The sequence below is a fragment of the Coxiella-like endosymbiont genome (genome assembly GCF_030643785.1).
Lineage (GTDB): Bacteria > Pseudomonadota > Gammaproteobacteria > Coxiellales > Coxiellaceae > Coxiella.
Genome location: NZ_CP094378.1, coordinates 249,537 through 267,227, shown reverse-complemented (window position 1 = coordinate 267,227; position 17,691 = coordinate 249,537). Strand labels below are relative to the sequence as shown.

Here is a 17,691-nt window from a genome sequence, read left to right as displayed (position 1 = left end):
AATGATTTTGGTACTGTCCATTCATAATTAGTTTATCTAAAAAATTTACTTATCATCAACATTAAAATTGAAAAATTATTTATAAATGAAATACTAACTAATCATTGCGATACTATTATCATAAAATTTATCATCTATTTGGCTAACCTTCCCTCCACATTTTTCAAAAATAGCAAAATGATTTGAAAAGAAAGAACAAATTGAATTTTTAAAAGAGAATGGTTATCATTTTATTCAAGTCAATTATTTTTCTAAACCACTAAAATCTGATGCGATATTTAAATTATTAGTAGAGAATTTAAAAAATTAATTTTTATTCATTAGTCTCATTAACTTCACTCGTGTTTTTTATCTACTAAATAGGCAGCCTAAATTCGTATTTTATATTAAAAAATTAAGGCGAAATGGTCTTTTTTTCAATTTACAATTCGCCCCACAAAATCCTAAATGGGAAATAATTGTTTTCATAGGTTCGCTTTGATTCAAAGTATAAAATGTAGTCCTGGAACCCAATAATTGATTAAATCTTCACAAAGTCTAGTAACTACTTTATCCCGTATCTTTGAAGTGCTTCTTTGTCATTCTTATAAGTTTCTAACTGCTTATAAATCTATCGGGATATTTCTGTTCATAAATTTTAGAAAATCTCATTAATCTTTTAAAATCACTAATTGGCATAATTCCTAGAATAATCGGAGCATTTATATTTTAGTTTCTGACAACTTTCTACAAAATAAAAATAGGCGTCACAACTATAGAAATATTGAGTAATCACCATATTAGCTCCAGCTGCAATTTTTTCTGAAAATTTTTAAGCGCATTCATTACATTTTCTGATTCAGGATACAATCCTGGATAAATAGCTACCTCAATACAGAAATAGTCGTCCATTAAGTTTGCAAATGTATGCCACGATTTCATTGACATGCTTAAAATCTTCACGGATTAATGTCGCTCCTTCAAACAAATCACCTCATAACACTACCAACTGTTTAATGCCTAATTTTTTATAATGATATAGTAGTTCTCTAACAACAGTTTTAGAGAGTCCAACACAAATTAAATGAGGGATAATATCAATAACTTCTTCAAATAAAGCTTTAACGACATTCTTTGTTTTATCTTAGCTTCCTCTATCCACACCAAATGTCAACAAAAAATAATCCAGCGCAAAAATCCGATCAAGTCTTCCATGGCCATGTTTACCAAATTTTATCGAATCTCTACACCACATTAGGAGGAAACAGCTCAAAACTTACAGAGAAATGTCGAACTTTCATACTATTATATCTACTTGCTTCCCCTTATTTACTGACTGAAAGCAACTCCCCCGAGGATAAAGAATCTTTTTCTGTAGTAAAAGGCTCTCGCAAGTGAATGGCTGCTTGGACCAATATTGATGAAGTACTTTCTTAATTTCCTCCCAACCCCCGCGTTTTCAATCCACAATTTGGATTAATCCATAAGCGTTCTATAGTAATGTATTGAAGCGTACGAGTTATCAAATCTTTAATTTCAGCAATGCGTATACTACGCGGAGAGTGAATATCATAAATACCTGGCCCAATATCGTTAGGATAAGCAAATTTTTCAAACGATTTTACTTTCTATTTGGGATCGAGAACTTTCAATAGTAATAATATCTGTATACAAGTCTGATATCGCTTCAATAATATCATTGAATTCACCGTAACACATGTAAGTATAAATGTAAGTATATCTGTGTTTAGTCTTTTACACCACATGAGGCTAGCCGAAAATATTTTACTGCCCAATTAAAATAGTCCTGCCAATCTGCTTTTCGTAACGGCAAGCATTCCTAAAAAGCAGACTTATCAATTTGAATGAAATTGATACTTACGCACCCGCACCTACGGCCTTTAAATCGTGTACTTCATCACGCAAAGCTAAAGCAATTTGTTTGGCTGTCTGTGAACGTGGGTTGACATCACGAACGAATGACCAAGCAAGAATGATAAGAGGGCTGTCAGTATACCTTTAACGGGTTTAGTGGTGAAGTTGACTGGAAATATTCAATCCAATGCACAGTCATGAGACGATCACGATTAACATCACCATATATAATCGAGGGTTTAACACAACACGAACCGTAACTCTGAATACAACCATTGGAAGTAATGCTATTCCTTCCAAAAATTCTCCGAAATATTCCACCATGTCATTCCGTTCTGCTTTACCATGCACTAGCATATCTAATCCTAAGTCAACCTGGACACCGATTACTTCAACAATATGTTGACGAATATTTTCTTCGTAGGTCACTTCATCTAAAATCCCTTGCTTATAATTTCGTCGCAAACAACGAACCGCTGGGGTTTTTAAAAACGAACCAATGGTAATACTAGGAAATAAAGGCAAGTTTAGATACTTTTTTTGTACTTCTTTACGTATAGCGTACTCGTTTTGACGCCGCATCCATCGTTCATTAATAGTAGTTAATCGTTTTTGTACATTTGCATTGTGAATTCGCCCAGAAGTTTTTCGAGATAAAATGAACTGATTATTTTCCGATAGCGCAATACAGCAATAGCAATACTTTCTCGACTTTCCTACAAACCACGCGCGCTAATAACGTTACTTCTTCAACCTTTTGTTTGGCAAATGATCATCATGATCTCAATTCAATACCCAATTTATTTTCCTGATCCAAATCAATGGATACATGTAATAACGAACAAGAAGACGCCATCCATAATCTGTTACCTAAAGAAATTTAAGCTTTCTCTAAAAAAATTACTCTAAAAAAATTAATGAACGATGTAAATTGTTACGCCAAAAATATTACGCCCATCCACAATGCCTAGCGACAATACTTTTTCTTTTTGAAATTGAGTCAACAGAGAATTAAACTGCTCTGGTGCTCGACAGCAATCGATATGCAAACCATCTATTGGTAACTGGAAGACGATGGATAAATTACCTTCGAAGAAACCAAAATAAGTAGCCAATAAACTTTTAAAATTAGAAAAATCGATCTTTTGATAGCTTTGCAATGGGTAAATCTAAAATTAGAATTAGTTCGTCAATTTGAACTCATTCCACTCCTAGATAAGCTAATTGATTAAAAATTTCATTGTAAACGGGAATCAATTTTTCCATTAAGGATAATTTATCAAAAGGTTTCCCTTTTACTTTCCCTAACCACAAAAATGATAGAGGACCTAAAATAACAGGCTTTGCTCGGTAACCTTTTTCCAGAGCCAATTTTGTATATTCGAATAATTCTTTCGTCTGAAAATTCTAAGGTTTGATCCACGGTAAATTCAGGAACAATATAGTAATAATTCGTATCAAACTACTTAGTCATTTCACAAGCCGATGTTTTAATCCCATTAGGGGCTTGCTTGACCCCGAGCCGTGCAAAACATTGTGTCAAAATTGGATTTAAATTTAATTCCCGAAAACTTGAAGGAATTGCTCAACCATTAACGCGGTATCCAAAACATGGTCATACCAACAAAATCACCTACAGAGATAAAATCAAGACCGGCACTCATTTGAATCTTCACAATGAGAAGGCTGTAATTGAAAGGCTTGTTGATGCAATTGCTTTTATGAAATTTCTCCTCGCTAACAAGCTTCTATGGTTTTTTTCATCTCACGTTTATAATTCTAATGAAACGAAAACTTAAATTATGTTCGTAAACCACGTAGTATCTCCTTATATCATTGATATAAAGATTACCGTAATGATTGCGCAAGCAATTTGGCAGGAACTCAATAATGGTTCAACCGCTTTAGCTATTTAGTGCCCGCAAGCTGATGATCAAATCGGCATTTCAGTTATGTTAACGACTTTTTAGAAAACGTCAAGAATTTTGCTCTTAAATCCAACTTATTTCACTTTTCAAAGAAATTCTATGCACAGAAATTTTATCCATTTAGCGCCTTGTTAAGTAGGTTAAAAATAATTCTGCCGGGTTACTTCCTTTACAAGGCGTAATGTTTCGTCCGCAATATCATTAACCTGATCGGTACCATTCTGCAAAATCTTATATACGTGCGTATGATTCGTTTCGTATTCAGCACGACGTCTCTGCAGAGGCGCCAAAAATTCTAATAATACGTCTACTAAGCGCTTTTTACATTCTACATCACCAATTTTACCTTCACGATAATGCTGCTTCGCTTGTTCTACCCATTTTTTGTCAGGGTTAAAGATGTCGTGAAAAATCCATAGGGGATTATTTTCAACCGTTCCTGGATCCGTCATACGTAAACGATTTGGATCCGTATACATATTCATAATTTTTTTCGCACAACATCCGGCGGATCACTTAAAAAAATGGCGTTATTTAGCGATTTACTCATTTTCAATAATTGGCCATTTTTGCTAGGCCCCCCAGTTCCAACTAATCGCCGGACACGCCCAACCTTAGCTTCCGGTATTGGAAATAAACCACCGGCCTTTAAATAATCTTTATCTTCACTATGCGGGTCTACTCCGCAATACAATTCATTAAAACGCCTCGCCACCTCACGAGTTAATTCTAGGTGGGGAACTTGATCTTCACCTACAGGGACGATTTTAGAACGAACCGACAAAATATCAGCTACTTGCATAACCGGATATAATAAAAACCCCATCGAATAATTGTCCCCCAATTCTTTATCTCGAATTTCATTTTTAATAGTGGGATTTCGCATTAAACGGGGAAACGGAATGAGCATACTAAAAAAAGCCGTTAACTCCAAAATAGCTGGGACATCCGATTCAATAAAGATTATACTTTTTTCGGGATTAATACCCACCGCTAAATAATCGAGAGCGATGTCTAATGTACTTTGGCGAATCTCCTCAGGTTTTTCAACCCGAGTAGTAAACGCATGAGTATTGGCGAGCAAAAAATAACATTCATATTCATCCTGGAGGGAAACCCGATCTTCAACTGAACCTACCCAGTGTCCCAGGTGGAGACGCCCTGTTGGCGTATCGCCACTGAGCAATCGCGGTTTCTGTTCAAATTTAGGCATGGAGCCATATCATCGCTAGTTCATAGGCTTCTGTCAACCTCGGCACAGTTCGGGTACAATAGCCGACATGGAAAATTTGGCTCTTTTACAATCATTAAATCCTCGACAAAAAGAGGTAGTTACCTCCTTATCTCCCTACGTACGTGTTCTAGCCGGCGCAGGCAGTGGTAAAACGCGTGTATTAACTCATCGCATTGCTTGGCTTATCCAACAACAGGGTGTGTCTCCTTATAGCATCCTAGCAGTGACTTTTACGAACAAAGCCGCGTACGAAATGCGAGGACGAATTGAAGTGATTCTGGGTATTCCCATTACGGCAATGTGGGTGGGGACCTTTCATGGTTTGGCTCATCGTTTACTCCGAGCACATTGGAAAGAAGCCGATCTACCCCAATCGTTTCAGATTCTTGATTCCGACGATCAATACCGTTTAATTCGTCGTGTTCAACGAAGCCTCAATTTAGAAGAAACTCAATGGCTCCCTAAACAAACCCAATGGTTTATCAATAAGCAAAAGGAAGAAGGTCGGCGACCTCATCAAGTGGCTAATAGCGATGACAGCTATTTCACAGAAGTTCTAGTCAAACTATATAAAGCCTACGAAGAAGTTTGTCGCCGAAGTGGGCTCGTTGATTTCTCGGAATTATTATTGCGCTCGCTTGAATTACTCCGCGATGTGCCATCGATTCGCCATCACTATCAACAACGCTTTCATCACATTTTAGTGGACGAGTTTCAAGATACCAACACTATCCAATACGCCTGGCTGTGTGCTTTGATGGGGAACAATACGGGAATGATGGCGGTGGGAGACGACGATCAATCTATTTATAGTTGGCGCGGCGCGAAGATAGAAAACATTCATCGTTTCTCTCGGGATTTTACTGATGTTCAAACGATTCGTTTAGAACAAAATTACCGATCAACACAAACCATACTCCACGCTGCCAATGCCGTTATTGAAAATAATAAGAACCGTCTCGGAAAAAAATTATGGACCGCGAGCAATACAGGCGAGCGAATTAATCTATACACGGCTTTCAATGAACGTGATGAAGCTTTTTACATCATCTCATGCATTGAATCGTGGATACAACAAGAACGAAAATACAGCGATATCGCAATTCTTTATCGTTCTAACGCTCAATCTCGTTTATTAGAAGAACATCTTATCGATCGACAAATCCCCTATCGCATTTATGGGGGCCTAAAGTTCTTCGAACGGACAGAAATTAAAGATGCACTTGCCTATTTGCGCTTATTAGCCAACCGCCACGATGATGCTGCTTTTGAGCGCGTTATCAATACCCCCACCCGTGGTATTGGTAATACCACACTGATAACGTTGCGTGCTGCCGCTCGTGACCAAGGCATTTTTTTATGGCAAGCTGCAATGCATTTAATTAATAATCAGGGTTTGAGTGCTCGTGCCCTTAATGCCTTACAACAATTTTTAAATTTAATCGAAGCACTCAGTGCGCAAACAAAAAACCTTTCTTTAGCTGAACAAACGGAAAAAATGCTAAATCAAAGTGGTTTGCTTGCTCTCTATAAAAAAGATAAAAGCGAAAAAGGACTTTCCCGCGTCGAAAATTTAGAAGAATTAGTCAGCGCCACCTCGCAATTTATCCCAGAACTGATGACGGACGAAACTATTTTATTATCACCCCTAGATGCTTTTCTTTCTCACGTCGCTTTAGAAATTGGTGAAGAGCAAGCAAGTTCACACAGTGATTCCGTAAATTTGATGACTTTACACTCTGCTAAAGGACTAGAATTTCCTTTAGTTATTATAAGTGGATTAGAAGAAAACTTGTTTCCTCATCACATGTCTACAGATAGTGAAAATGGATTAGAAGAAGAGCGGCGATTATGTTATGTGGGAATGACTCGTGCTAAAGAAAAATTAATTTTAACTTACGCCGAATATCGACATTTACACGGCCTAGAAAAATTTAATCAGCCTTCACGATTTTTGAATGAAATTCCACCAGCATTAATCAATGCGGTCCGATCCACACTTAAAATATCTCGACCAGTTTCTATTACCTCTACGCAACGACCTCAAGCGAGTGAGACCGAATTTTATGTAGGACAGCGTGTTAATCATCCAAAATTTGGTAGTGGTATCATTATTAATTACGAATGCCAAGGTGAACACACTTGTCTACAAGTCAAATTTGACAACCATGGAGAAAAATGGCTGGTATCCAGTTATGCGAAATTGGAAGCATTGTCATAAATACTTCCTGGGTATTAGTGCCTAGGATATAACCATCCCTTGTCGCCATTAATGCTAATCGGAGCGATTTTAAGCTTCTTAAAATCTACTCCAGCCTTAACGAAGCGTAGTCCAACACTTTGCAGTAGGAGTCGTTTTCGCTGCAGTTGCTGTAGAATTACCCTGTATTAATTTATCACGAAATCCGCTGGATTATCGCCCTTGGATTTTCTGCAGGCGTTGCTGTGATGCTTTTCACAAAATGGCTTGTCCATAAACTTTCTGTATTTATCCAAGCTTTAAAAAACTACCCTTATCGCTCATCATTTTTGTAGTAATCGATATTTTTATTGATGGTATCTTAGTAGGGGTTTGCTTTTGGAAAGTCAAAGTAGCGGAATTACTATGGCCTTAGGATTGCTCTAGAAACTCTTTTTCTCAGTATGGAAACTACTTTATAAACATAGCCAAAAGTACATGGCCAAAAGTAAATGTTAAAAAACTGAGTGGTATTATTGTTATTTTTCTCATTTCGCTTTGTATTTTATTGGGGACCTTGTTGGACTTTGGTGTCGTTTCTGCTTTATTTTACAGTATTCAAATAGCAATTATTTATTTTGAAGTTCCTGCCTTACTTTACCTGATAGACGAAGAATTATTAATAGAAACTTTATAAGGTGCCAGAGAAACACACCTTGCAACAATTACTTTTTTGGTAGGATTTTTAATCGTATTATTTCCCCATTAATATTTTTTCTGTTGGAAAGAATTTTAGCACTCGCTTTTCACGCTTAAAAAGAATTAGAAATTTTCAAGAATTTTATTCCATAAATAACTGTAGGGACTCTCTGAAAAAGTGGTAACCACTTGGAATATCATTACTAAATGCGGTTGTTTTTATTAATCGATTTTGGCTGAGATAATGAAAGTCGACCATCTTGGTGCCCACAACCATCAAGGTAAAGTTTTGTTACGTCGGCAAATAAAATTTCAAAAATTGTTTATGCTTCTGACAATAAAACCGCTCTAAGTGAAGTAGAGGAGGACAATCAGAGAAATGTTTCAAGAATGTTATTAATTATTTCTTGCGGAAATTTAAATGTGGCATATTCTCAATGATCGCTAACGATCACGCTATTATGATAGATCAATTAATACAAAAGGAATACTATATTTAAGTAAAGGAATACTATATTTAAGTGAAAAATAAATTTCAGAAATGAGAGGTTTTAACGGGATTAATTTAACATATTTTGGAGGAATCTCCAATGGAAAATTGAGACGCCTAATTTCTTCGTATATCTTTATCTCAAATACCGGCGGTAATATTGCCGTGACCAAATTCGATAACGTTCGCACCATAATCATCACTGTCTTTCGTTCCAATTATAAGATGCTCTTGCTCCATTACATAACACATTCGTTCCAAGCAATTTTTTATGTCTTTTGCTTTAGTCATTTTATATGCTTTTGAAAAATCGTTATAAAGTTCTCCTGCACAATCCGTATCAAAAAATCAATAATTAAAAGGTATTTGGAATGTATTTAGTAAATTTTTTAATGTTTCTCGAAGGCAGTATTTACTTCTAGCATAGAAAAGCTCGAATTTAACGTCTGTCCAATATTAAGGAATCTATGAAATGGAGCATCCTTCTGATCAATGATCGTATCTTTTTGATAAAGGGCTTGATTATTTTTAAATAAAGCAGTAAGTATTTTTAGCGCACTTTTTAGTTGAATTGTAGGAATCGTAAAGAGCTACTAGATAGCCATTTTTTACAGCTTCTTTGATAACATTTCGATGCAGAATCCCTAGCGAACGATCATTAAACCTAAGCCGCCGCGTGATAAAGGCCGATAGATTGCAATTGTGACAACGTCCAAAAAAACTCTATTTCTCCATTCAGAAACTTTATTAATTGCACTGATAAAAATTAGTTGAATTAGATTTTTATTAAATTCAATTTGCTCCGCTTGTTGTTAACCGATTTTTTCCTTTCTTTAATAGGGAAGCAGCTTCAGAATTTAACCATACGGAAACGAATCTAGATCTCTTATAAAGAGATTCATTTTTTACTAAATGCATCATCAATTGTTCAAACTCATATTTATCTCAATTAGAAATCCAAGGTTGATCTGCTAATGTCTGCAAAACAATATTCTGATATTTAGTTTTTCCTAAATATACAAGATATTTGACGATATTTGCAGACGGAGCATGCAATTCTTCTAAAAGAATACTTTATAATTTCTTCCAATATAATTTCTTCCAATTCACGTTCGAAGCCCCAATGAGCTCACCCCTCCATAAATAAACATAGGAGCTCCATAGAGCTTTTGGATGTTTGGAGCTACTTCCTCTTTCTAAGCTAGGGTAACAAACTGATTATGTCATTTTTTATTGGCGAGATAAGTTTTTTCAATAGAAACAATAGTCGGCTTTGCAATAAAAATACGATAAGAAAAATGTTGATTGATATTCAAAGTATTAATTTTTTGAAAAAAAGACTAATAAATTATTCCCCGACTTATTAAACCAATATTGGTTGTCATAAATATTGTCAACAATAAAAGTAGCTAAAAAATCTAAATACAGCGCGCCTAGAAATTGTATGGATAATCCAGAAGTGGCCTCTCGGTTTTATTCTGAACACCCCCCATATTGTTTGTTAAATAATTCACACAGGTCGGATTAGTCACGGATATCCGCTTTTTCCTATCCCATAATGGGTAAAAACCAGAGTTTTTGCTTCTCCTCCTACAATACAATAGAAAAGATAATGACAGCCATATTTTTGGCAGTAAAATCTACCAAAAGACTCTCATCAGTCCACAAAGACAAACAAATATTTAGATCACCTCTCTGGAAGCTTATTTTCTTATCGGTTTTTAGCAGGTGCTGTACGAGTGTCGAATCAGCAGGTTGACCTTCGGAAATTATAGTGTTGTTATAACGAATACTCAGGCTCTGAGGCGAAACATAAACACAATATTTATTGTCTTATCATAGAGCTATTTCTTTATAGGAAAGATAATTTTTAACAAAAAAGATAGTTTTATTCATTGACATGAGCCCTTCTTTATAATCAATATTGAAAAGTAATAAATTTATTGCTTCTCAAACTATCAAACTATATTAATATTTAATAAAAAATAGAAAAATGGTATAAGCTATTTTTAAACGGTTTATTGATAAGCGATTGGCTGCTTAACTCCCAGAGGCAAAAAAATTACGATAGTAGGTAGAACGCAGATAAAAGCCAGAATATTCACAAACCCCAGCGAATAAGGGGCCGCCCCCGCAACAGTGGGTTCCTATCCCACTGATAATAACTCCGATGTCCCTATACAATTGGTCCTATACAATTAATAAAAATACTAGTAGTTGATCCAAACGCGATGGATTTTTTTAAAGGATAATTATAAAACTTACAAAGAGACACACTAAAAGTTCCCCCACCCATTTCTAACAAAACTAAAAATCTATCGATTAATATTCCTGCTATACGCATTCCCACAACCCCTGAGGTTAGCCCAACTTTGCATCACTTTTTTCTTTTTTTCAAAAAAAAATATAGAAAGACAGCATATAAACAAATAGAAAAAAATTTTTAAATACGTATTGGGAATAAATTTCATTATGGAAACTCCCATAATAGCTCCCACAATCACAAAAGGCACCCATTGTTTCAATAATGGAAAATAAAAGTTACCCATTTTGTACTGATGCTGCGCAGCGAGAAAAGCATTGGGAACGACCAAAGCGAGAGAAGTTCCGACCGCAGTATGCATAACAGCTCTATGGGCCACATAGAAAAAGGGTGAAATTGTTAATAATACAGGAACTAGAACAACTACCACCCCATCAACACCAAATAAACTACCTAAAAAACTGCCTACGGGGCTTCTACTATTAATAAGATTAATGCGAAATAAAAGTCTTTCTATTCTATGCCAGTCGGCATTCTAATTTTCCTTTATTAATTGCGAGAACGACAATAAGTTTCTCGTAAACAAAGAGCAGCACCTAGAGCGATTAAAAATCCGATAGGTAAAATCAACATAGCCCAGTGAAAATCTGAAGCCACGTAAACACCCATTGAATGATGAAAATAAATCGTATGTAAATCCATGAGACGGCCAAATAAGGGTTGGAAGATCGCCTGTCCACCCATAGTAGTAATACTAACAACGCTGACTGACATAGCTGTTATTACGGATATACTGTTTTCAGCGACTGTAGGATATCCGATAATTTGACTACTAGTGGTTAAACCCATTGCCAAAAATAGTATAAGCAAAGAAAAGAATGATAAATGGGGTATTTCTATAATTGCTAACACTAAGGCTAACGATAAAACAGCACCTACTAACATCGGCAATCTTCGTAAACGAATTTTATCAGATAAAAACCCTACTAGAGGTCCACCCACGACAGTTCCCATAAATAACATACTCGTAATATAGGTAGCCTCAATTTTGGGAACGTGATGCGCATCACTTAAATATAATATGCCCCAAATTCCTCCCAACAAGCATAAAGGCAAATTCATTAAACAAGTATATACTCCACCTAGCCAATTTTGTAATTTTAAAAAAGCTAACCCCATACTCTTCCAATAACCAATATCATTAATTTGCTGACGTTCCACACGATGATGTTCGAGATAATAATGAGGGAAATCCTTCACAACACTCGCAATAATCAAAAAAATTAAGCAGCCAAAAGCCGCATCTATTAATAAAACCTTTCGCCAATTTAATGCCTCTGCTAATAAGGTAAGAGGTGTTTGCGCTGCCATTCCTCCTAGCATTGCCATAGTCACAATGACGCCTGTAACCAGAGCCAATCGTGTGGAAGAAAACCAACGTGTAGCTAAGCGTATGACACTTAAAAAGCAAAACGCACTTCCAATACCCATCAAAAAGCGAAAAATGCAAGCGGAAAATAATGAAGTGGTTAGCGCAAAAGCGGTAATGCCTAAAATACAAACGCTGAGTGAGAACAAAATTATTTTCCGGGTGGAATATCGGTCGAGTAACATGCCTGCTGGAAAAAGGAAAATAACATTTGAGATAAAATAAAAAGAAGATAATTGCCCTAATTGAGTTGCTTGGATATGGAAAGCCCGCATTAGTGGAAGGCTAATTGCATCAAACATATTCATCTGAATAAATTCATAAAAGAAAAAAAGAGATGCCGACAAACATACCACCCAAGCTTGCCAAAGATTGGTATGTGGAACTGACTCTGATAGCTTAAGAGAATTATCAAAATTAATTAGAGATTCTTTCATCTTTGTATTTGTCTTTCTTTATAAGAGATGCAATAGGTTTCCCTAGATAAATACGCCATGACTAATCCTAATATAAAAGCCAGCAGCATAATCGCCAGCGCGAATTGGTAATCGCTGGATAAAAATAAAAGCACATGGTTAACAATCTGATGTGGCCCATTGCCATTCCATTTAGTCGTGCAAATAGATGTTGCGTAACCCCCCACATAATCAAGACGGAAGCCCATGCCCTCCGCAGTGCCAGTTAGAGCCAAGGGATTACTTTCAGCGATCAAAGGATAACTAACAATCTGTGTACTAGTAATAAATCCGAGTCCCAAAAAAATAATTAATAAGGCTAGCAATGATAAATTCGGTAAATACATCAATAATAAAATTAGAAGTAACGCAATAACAGCGCCCACCATCATAGGTGTTCGCCGACATTTGATTCTATCTGACAACCATCCCACTACTGGAGCACCAAAATAATAGTGCCTCTAAACAGCATAGAGGTTACAAAAAAAGCATCAACTCGCGTGTCCAACCCTCGAATTTGAACTAAATTAAAGGCTTCCACACATAGCACCTAGCAAAAAATCGGCAAATTCATTAACGAAGTATACAGACCACCTAACCAATTTTAGCTGTTTTTTACAGTTCGCCACAATACTCCGCGCCAAAAACCTAGGCCGTGCAAATGCATTTGATACTCTCGAAAAAGACTGTCCTAACCCCCGAGGGAAATCTTTCATTAATAAGACAATCAACAAGAGCATAACGTCGATGAGTAGGGTCATTCGCCACCCCAGGGCATCCGTCAGCAAGGTAAAAAAGGGGGGTTGTGCAACCATTCCTCCGATCATAGCCAGAGTCACGATCAAGCCGATAACTAAAGCCATCTGACGAGGCTCGAACCATCGGAAGCTAAGCAAACATTGCTTAATAAGCAGAAAGGATCCCGCAATTCCGGTAACAAAACGACATGGGTCACCTGCCAAATCGATGTGGAAACTGCGAAGCCAAACGTACAAACTATGCTAGCTGCCATAGCTAAAATGATTACTTTTCGCGTCGATACTCGATTGAATAGAGCATCCCAGCAGGAAACAGAAAAACGAACATTGGCATAAAAATAATTTGCTGATAGATGGCCTAAACAGGTAGCCCTAATATGAAAATCACGCATTAAATCAGGACCTAACACATTAAACATATTAAGCTGCACGCATTCGAAGAAGAAAAAGAGTGAAGCAGTGAAATAAACATCCCAAGGCTGCACGGGATAATCGTAAGTAATGCTTTTTGAATTCATCATCGACACAGTCAATGCCGGTTCCACCATAAAGTGCTCTCCGACTAAATTAAGAGAGCATTATATAGAAAAAGTATTTAGAAGAATAGCTGTGAAGAACTGTAAAAATATGTGGCAACTATTTCGTATTACTTGATCCCTTTCCTCTGTTGAGGTACAGTTAATCTCTAGATATTGAGAAAGAATGCTGTGACCCCCCGAGCGAAAATTAAAGCAAGCAGGCGGGGGTCCCCTACCAAGAAGCAAAAAACTCAACTCAGAATTGAGTCCAAAATGATTCCTCGTCCTAAATACCAAGATCCTGATTACCAAGGCAGTGATAAACTTCTCAACAAAGTAGCTATCTATATATCACTGGAGGTGATGGACTGGAGGTGATAGCGGCATCGGCCGCTCCCGTTGCCGTCGCTTTTGATATTGAAGGTGCGGATATAGTAATTACACCTACCTCAATGAACATAAGGATTCCGCTGCCACTCAGAAAGCAGTTGAATCAAAAGGACGAAAATGCCTTCTTTTGTCCGGAAATATAGCTGACCCTGCTTTTTGCCAATTAGTGGTAAAAGATACCACTTAAAAGTTTAAAAAAATTGATATCTTGGTGAATAATTCAGCCAATCCAAGAATTTGCTAGCAGCGTTCCCACAACAGGTCGGGCAGTGGGAACCCAAGGAGGTTGCTGTTACATTTTTTTGGTCTCAGCTGATTCTATCTCTATATATGTCCGGTCAAGTCTTACATCCCCAATTGGGAAGTTATCGTTAACGGATAACTGTAACTAAATGAGAGACAATTTAAGGAGGTCTTTATGAATCAGGAAAAAAGAGAAGGTTATATTAAAACTTATTGGGATTGTCGCCATATATGCCAAAATATTATACAACCATTGTATTCAGGAAGGTGGTAAGCACACTGAACCAAGCCAAAGCCACCTACGTATGATGATGGACTGTATTCAAATCTGTCAAACAAGTGCTGACTTTATGACGTGCAATTCTAAATTTTAAAAATCCATCTGCCAAACTTGCGCCGAATTTTGTGAAGCTTGTGCCCAATCCTGCGAAACTATCGGGGATGATAAAATGAAGAAATGTGCACAGGCTTGTCGCGATTGCGCTTTCTTGGGAACTTTAACTCCCTTTTTTACGCACTTTCGACAAGTAGATGGTGATTGCTTGTTTTCGACTTTTTACTTTTTCGTGTTTAGGACTACTATGAGCCTTTCCCCGTTTGTAACGAGGCATTTCTTTTTTAACTTCTTTTTGTAAAGTCCTTTATGTAGTTATTTATACTTCAATTATAGTAGACCAGAAAATTTTCAGCTGAGGCAATTATAGAGGCTTGTCCTAACCAAAAAAGCGTTCATTACCGCCAATTTCGACTGCTTTCCCTCTCAACGAACAGTATTCCCTTCATCATCAATACGTAAATTCATTTGTAGCCTTGCGACCACAGACAGTAGCAAATAGTTTTTATTTCGATTAAAAGATCTGCCCATACCAGAAGATAAAGGCTGCCCTTAAAGGATTCGCCTTGAAAATCGGCGCGAATCCCATAAGCTAAAATGGGAACATTTAATTCATCGGCCACTAAAGCTAATTCTTTCAACTGTAATTTTTTTAAAAATTGAGCTTCATCGACTAAAATACAACGAATATTTGGATTTGTTTTTAATTTAGCAGAAATAATTGCAAATAAGTTCCTCTCTGTCTGAAATGTGTAAACTTCGGCCTTTAAACCAACTCACGTACTGATTTTACTTTCTCCATCACGATTACCCAATCGCAGGAAGAAATAAGAGCGTGCGCTTAGATCTCTTTCGATAGGTTGTCTGTCCGTACCCGTTGTATAATATTCTTTATAGAATTGAACTAATGGATTGGTTCGCTCCAACTTTTCCATTCCGTTAATTAATAAACAGTGCGTACACTGAAGTTGGTATTTTTCGTTAAAACTATATAAAATTTGCCAATGTTGATCGGCAGAAGAAATATTTTTATTAATAGGCAAATTTTTATTAATAGGCAAATAATAAGTATGAAAATTAACTACATAAAACTGCTGACATCGTATTGAAAATACTTTAAATACAAAATTATTGCCAAATCTCGGACTTATTGCAGGAATGTAGCTATCAAAAATTTCTTTAAAATTTCTTCATTTAAATTATTTCTTACTAGAGAAAACCCGTCCATATGAAGATGAGATCTGAAGATGCCATTAATCACGGAACTATATTCAGATATAAAAGAGAGAAATTGTCGTAGATCATCAGGTTGACATAAAGACGTTGTCTTTCCCGAATTCAACGTTTTATAAACACCAATTCCAAAGGGAATATGAAAATACCAACCAAACCCGGATGATGTTGGAGAACTGCTTGGGAAAGTATTTGTTGCAGCCATTTTAACTCCTCCTGAGCGGGGCAGCCGCAACACCGGGGGCTCTGAGCTAAGCTTTTGCCGAAAAAAACACGGAACTTAATACTAAAATTCTATTATTTAGGAGATCCGGGGCGTAATTTTATAATAACCCGTATAGGGAAGGGTTTGAAAAGAAAACTCGCCTGATCCACGCCGCGCGCTCATCAAAAAAATCGACTAGAGGTTAGCCATATCACTATAAAAATCTCCTTCCGATTCGGAATAATAGTCTTCCCCATAAGAATTATTATTACCTATAGCAAAATAAATGGGCATTTTTTGAAAGGTAGTGTGGAACTCATTTGTTAAAAACTGCGTCGTTTTCTGCACAAAAAATTGATATCCTTTAAAGGAGGAATCCCCTGAATAGGGTGTATATTTCTCTTTGTAATCATGCGCCAGATAGTCGCTTATCAGGAGAGCACAAAAGAAGGCTAATTTTGTGCTCCTAGGATTTTCTATCCATTGAGTATCGACTTTAAAAGAGGTTAATCTGTATCTTGATCTGTATCTTGGACCATAGGTAGATAACGTTTTAGCTCATATTGTTCAAAAATGACAGTCCATTGATCTACAGGGGCTGTTTTTAAATTAATAATGAAAGGAAAAATACTCTTTTTGCTTTCACATGTATCAAATGGATCAAAATGAATATCTGTTATACTAAAAAATTAGCTATCTTCGAGGAAAATAGATGGGAGAAGAGGAGTTAAAAACTAACAAGAGTATAATCGTAAAAATCTCACGAGGACAGCATAAATAAAACCCCGAGGAACTTCAATGTTTTCTCATTTTTTAGGAGTTCCCGCTTCAATCCTGGAGCATATAGATTTATAATACATAAACAAAAATTAAACTGAGTATTTTGTCGTGAAATTACTATCTGCTATCCTTTATATCGTTGGTTTTTCTGTCTTTTCCCAAATAGTGCTGGCTTCCCCATCAAATAGTAGTCCCGCAAATAGTAGTAGTAGTCCCGCAAATAGTAGTCCCGCAAACCCAGAATTCCGAACACCTACCAATGGATTGCCCTCTGGTTATCTCAGTTGCCCCAAAATAAGCGATCTTCAAAAAGATTCTCCGAAAATGGTTTGGTTTGCGAAAAACGGTTGGCTAAGTTATGCGGCTTCCTTTGCCACTCATATAGATAAATTTTTATGGACCCAATGGCAGGAGGTAAACCTACGAAATATCACTTGCCTTTATGCTTATGCTTCTAACGAAAAAATGACATTCCCCATCACCTTGGAATACAATCTGCTTGTATATCAACCTACTGGCAGGAAGTGGAGTAAAAATTTAGGTGGTTACGCCAATTGTAAGGCATCTAATCAATACCAATGTATTTTCAAACCTCAAGCTCAACTAAAAGTCGGCGATGTTTATCAACAAGCCAGCCAGCCAATTAAAGAACAGCGCTACTCAAGAAGAAATGGGGTTTTAAGAATAAGGATGATTTAG

At 36.6% G+C, this 17,691-nt stretch carries 12 protein-coding genes and 3 pseudogenes; 3 read left to right on the top strand and 12 right to left on the bottom strand.

What is annotated here, in order from left to right; all coding sequences use genetic code 11:
* Positions 1–667: 667 nt before the first annotated feature.
* The 3 genes and pseudogenes from MRH55_RS07545 to trpS all read right to left on the bottom strand — a co-directional run bounded on the left by MRH55_RS07545 (position 668) and on the right by trpS (position 4,995).
* Positions 668–778: a hypothetical protein gene (locus tag MRH55_RS07545; protein ID WP_369421294.1), complete on the bottom strand. Its 111-nt coding sequence runs from the start codon at positions 776–778 to the stop codon at positions 668–670.
* 526 nt (positions 779–1,304) lie between these two features.
* Positions 1,305–3,671: pseudogene (metE, locus tag MRH55_RS01395) on the bottom strand (5-methyltetrahydropteroyltriglutamate--homocysteine S-methyltransferase).
* Positions 3,672–3,922: 251 nt separating this feature from the next.
* Positions 3,923–4,995, bottom strand: a pseudogene (gene trpS / locus MRH55_RS01390) (tryptophan--tRNA ligase).
* Positions 4,996–5,053: 58 nt separating this feature from the next.
* Between trpS and uvrD the strand changes: the two are divergent.
* Entirely contained in the window at positions 5,054–7,237 is a 2,184-nt protein-coding gene (gene uvrD, locus MRH55_RS01385) for a DNA helicase II (protein WP_304986201.1), read from the top strand.
* Between the two features lie 1,288 nt (positions 7,238–8,525).
* On the opposite strand, the gene MRH55_RS01380 is transcribed toward uvrD, so the two are convergent.
* The 7 genes from MRH55_RS01380 to MRH55_RS01355 all read right to left on the bottom strand — a co-directional run bounded on the left by MRH55_RS01380 (position 8,526) and on the right by MRH55_RS01355 (position 13,837).
* Positions 8,526–8,675 carry a glycoside hydrolase gene (locus tag MRH55_RS01380; RefSeq protein ID WP_304985717.1) on the bottom strand — a complete coding sequence of 50 codons (150 nt, stop codon included), beginning with the start codon at positions 8,673–8,675 and terminating at the stop codon, positions 8,526–8,528.
* 237 nt (positions 8,676–8,912) lie between these two features.
* Positions 8,913–9,008 carry a hypothetical protein gene (locus MRH55_RS07540; protein WP_369421611.1) on the bottom strand — a complete coding sequence of 32 codons (96 nt, stop codon included), beginning with the start codon at positions 9,006–9,008 and terminating at the stop codon, positions 8,913–8,915.
* Positions 9,009–10,699: 1,691 nt separating this feature from the next.
* Positions 10,700–11,077, bottom strand: coding sequence for a sulfite exporter TauE/SafE family protein (locus MRH55_RS01375; protein WP_304985716.1), 378 nt, complete (start codon positions 11,075–11,077; stop codon positions 10,700–10,702).
* A gap of 119 nt (positions 11,078–11,196) precedes the next feature.
* Complete coding sequence (locus tag MRH55_RS01370; RefSeq protein WP_369421291.1) at positions 11,197–12,513, bottom strand: MFS transporter; 1,317 nt, start codon at positions 12,511–12,513, stop codon at positions 11,197–11,199.
* Complete coding sequence (locus MRH55_RS01365) at positions 12,510–12,923, bottom strand: hypothetical protein (protein WP_304985714.1); 414 nt, start codon at positions 12,921–12,923, stop codon at positions 12,510–12,512. The genes MRH55_RS01370 and MRH55_RS01365 overlap by 4 nt, the downstream gene beginning before the upstream one ends.
* 135 nt (positions 12,924–13,058) lie before the next feature.
* Positions 13,059–13,427: a hypothetical protein gene (locus MRH55_RS01360; RefSeq protein WP_304985713.1), complete on the bottom strand. Its 369-nt coding sequence runs from the start codon at positions 13,425–13,427 to the stop codon at positions 13,059–13,061.
* Positions 13,385–13,837 (bottom strand): MFS transporter, encoded by a 453-nt coding sequence (locus MRH55_RS01355; RefSeq protein ID WP_304985712.1) that lies wholly within the window; start codon positions 13,835–13,837, stop codon positions 13,385–13,387. Before MRH55_RS01355 ends, MRH55_RS01360 begins: the two co-directional genes overlap by 43 nt.
* A gap of 983 nt (positions 13,838–14,820) precedes the next feature.
* Between MRH55_RS01355 and MRH55_RS08145 the strand changes: the two are divergent.
* Positions 14,821–14,874 (top strand): annotated as a pseudogene (locus tag MRH55_RS08145) (hypothetical protein); the annotation flags it as partial.
* 63 nt (positions 14,875–14,937) lie between these two features.
* Here MRH55_RS08145 and MRH55_RS01350 read toward each other — a convergent pair.
* Positions 14,938–15,051, bottom strand: coding sequence for a DUF6496 domain-containing protein (locus MRH55_RS01350; RefSeq protein WP_439647882.1), 114 nt, complete (start codon positions 15,049–15,051; stop codon positions 14,938–14,940).
* 187 nt (positions 15,052–15,238) lie between these two features.
* A complete protein-coding gene (locus MRH55_RS01345) occupies positions 15,239–15,454 on the bottom strand; it encodes a thymidine kinase (protein WP_304986200.1) in 216 nt (71 codons plus the stop codon).
* A gap of 1,646 nt (positions 15,455–17,100) precedes the next feature.
* Between MRH55_RS01345 and eirA the strand changes: the two genes are divergently transcribed.
* Positions 17,101–17,691: a T4SS-associated protein EirA gene (gene eirA / locus MRH55_RS01340; protein WP_304985711.1), complete on the top strand. Its 591-nt coding sequence runs from the start codon at positions 17,101–17,103 to the stop codon at positions 17,689–17,691.

What these genes read in the sequence shown, in the direction of transcription:
- MRH55_RS07545 (WP_369421294.1), bottom strand. Translation starts at nt 778, where the DNA reads ATGGTGATTACTCAATATTTCTATAGTTGTGACGCCTATTTTTATTTT.
- MRH55_RS01380 (WP_304985717.1), bottom strand. Translation starts at nt 8,675, where the DNA reads ATGACTAAAGCAAAAGACATAAAAAATTGCTTGGAACGAATGTGTTAT.
- MRH55_RS01370 (WP_369421291.1), bottom strand. Translation starts at nt 12,513, where the DNA reads ATGAAAGAATCTCTAATTAATTTTGATAATTCTCTTAAGCTATCAGAG.
- MRH55_RS01365 (WP_304985714.1), bottom strand. Translation starts at nt 12,923, where the DNA reads ATGATGGTGGGCGCTGTTATTGCGTTACTTCTAATTTTATTATTGATG.
- MRH55_RS01355 (WP_304985712.1), bottom strand. Translation starts at nt 13,837, where the DNA reads ATGGTGGAACCGGCATTGACTGTGTCGATGATGAATTCAAAAAGCATT.
- MRH55_RS01350 (WP_439647882.1), bottom strand. Translation starts at nt 15,051, where the DNA reads ATGCCTCGTTACAAACGGGGAAAGGCTCATAGTAGTCCTAAACACGAA.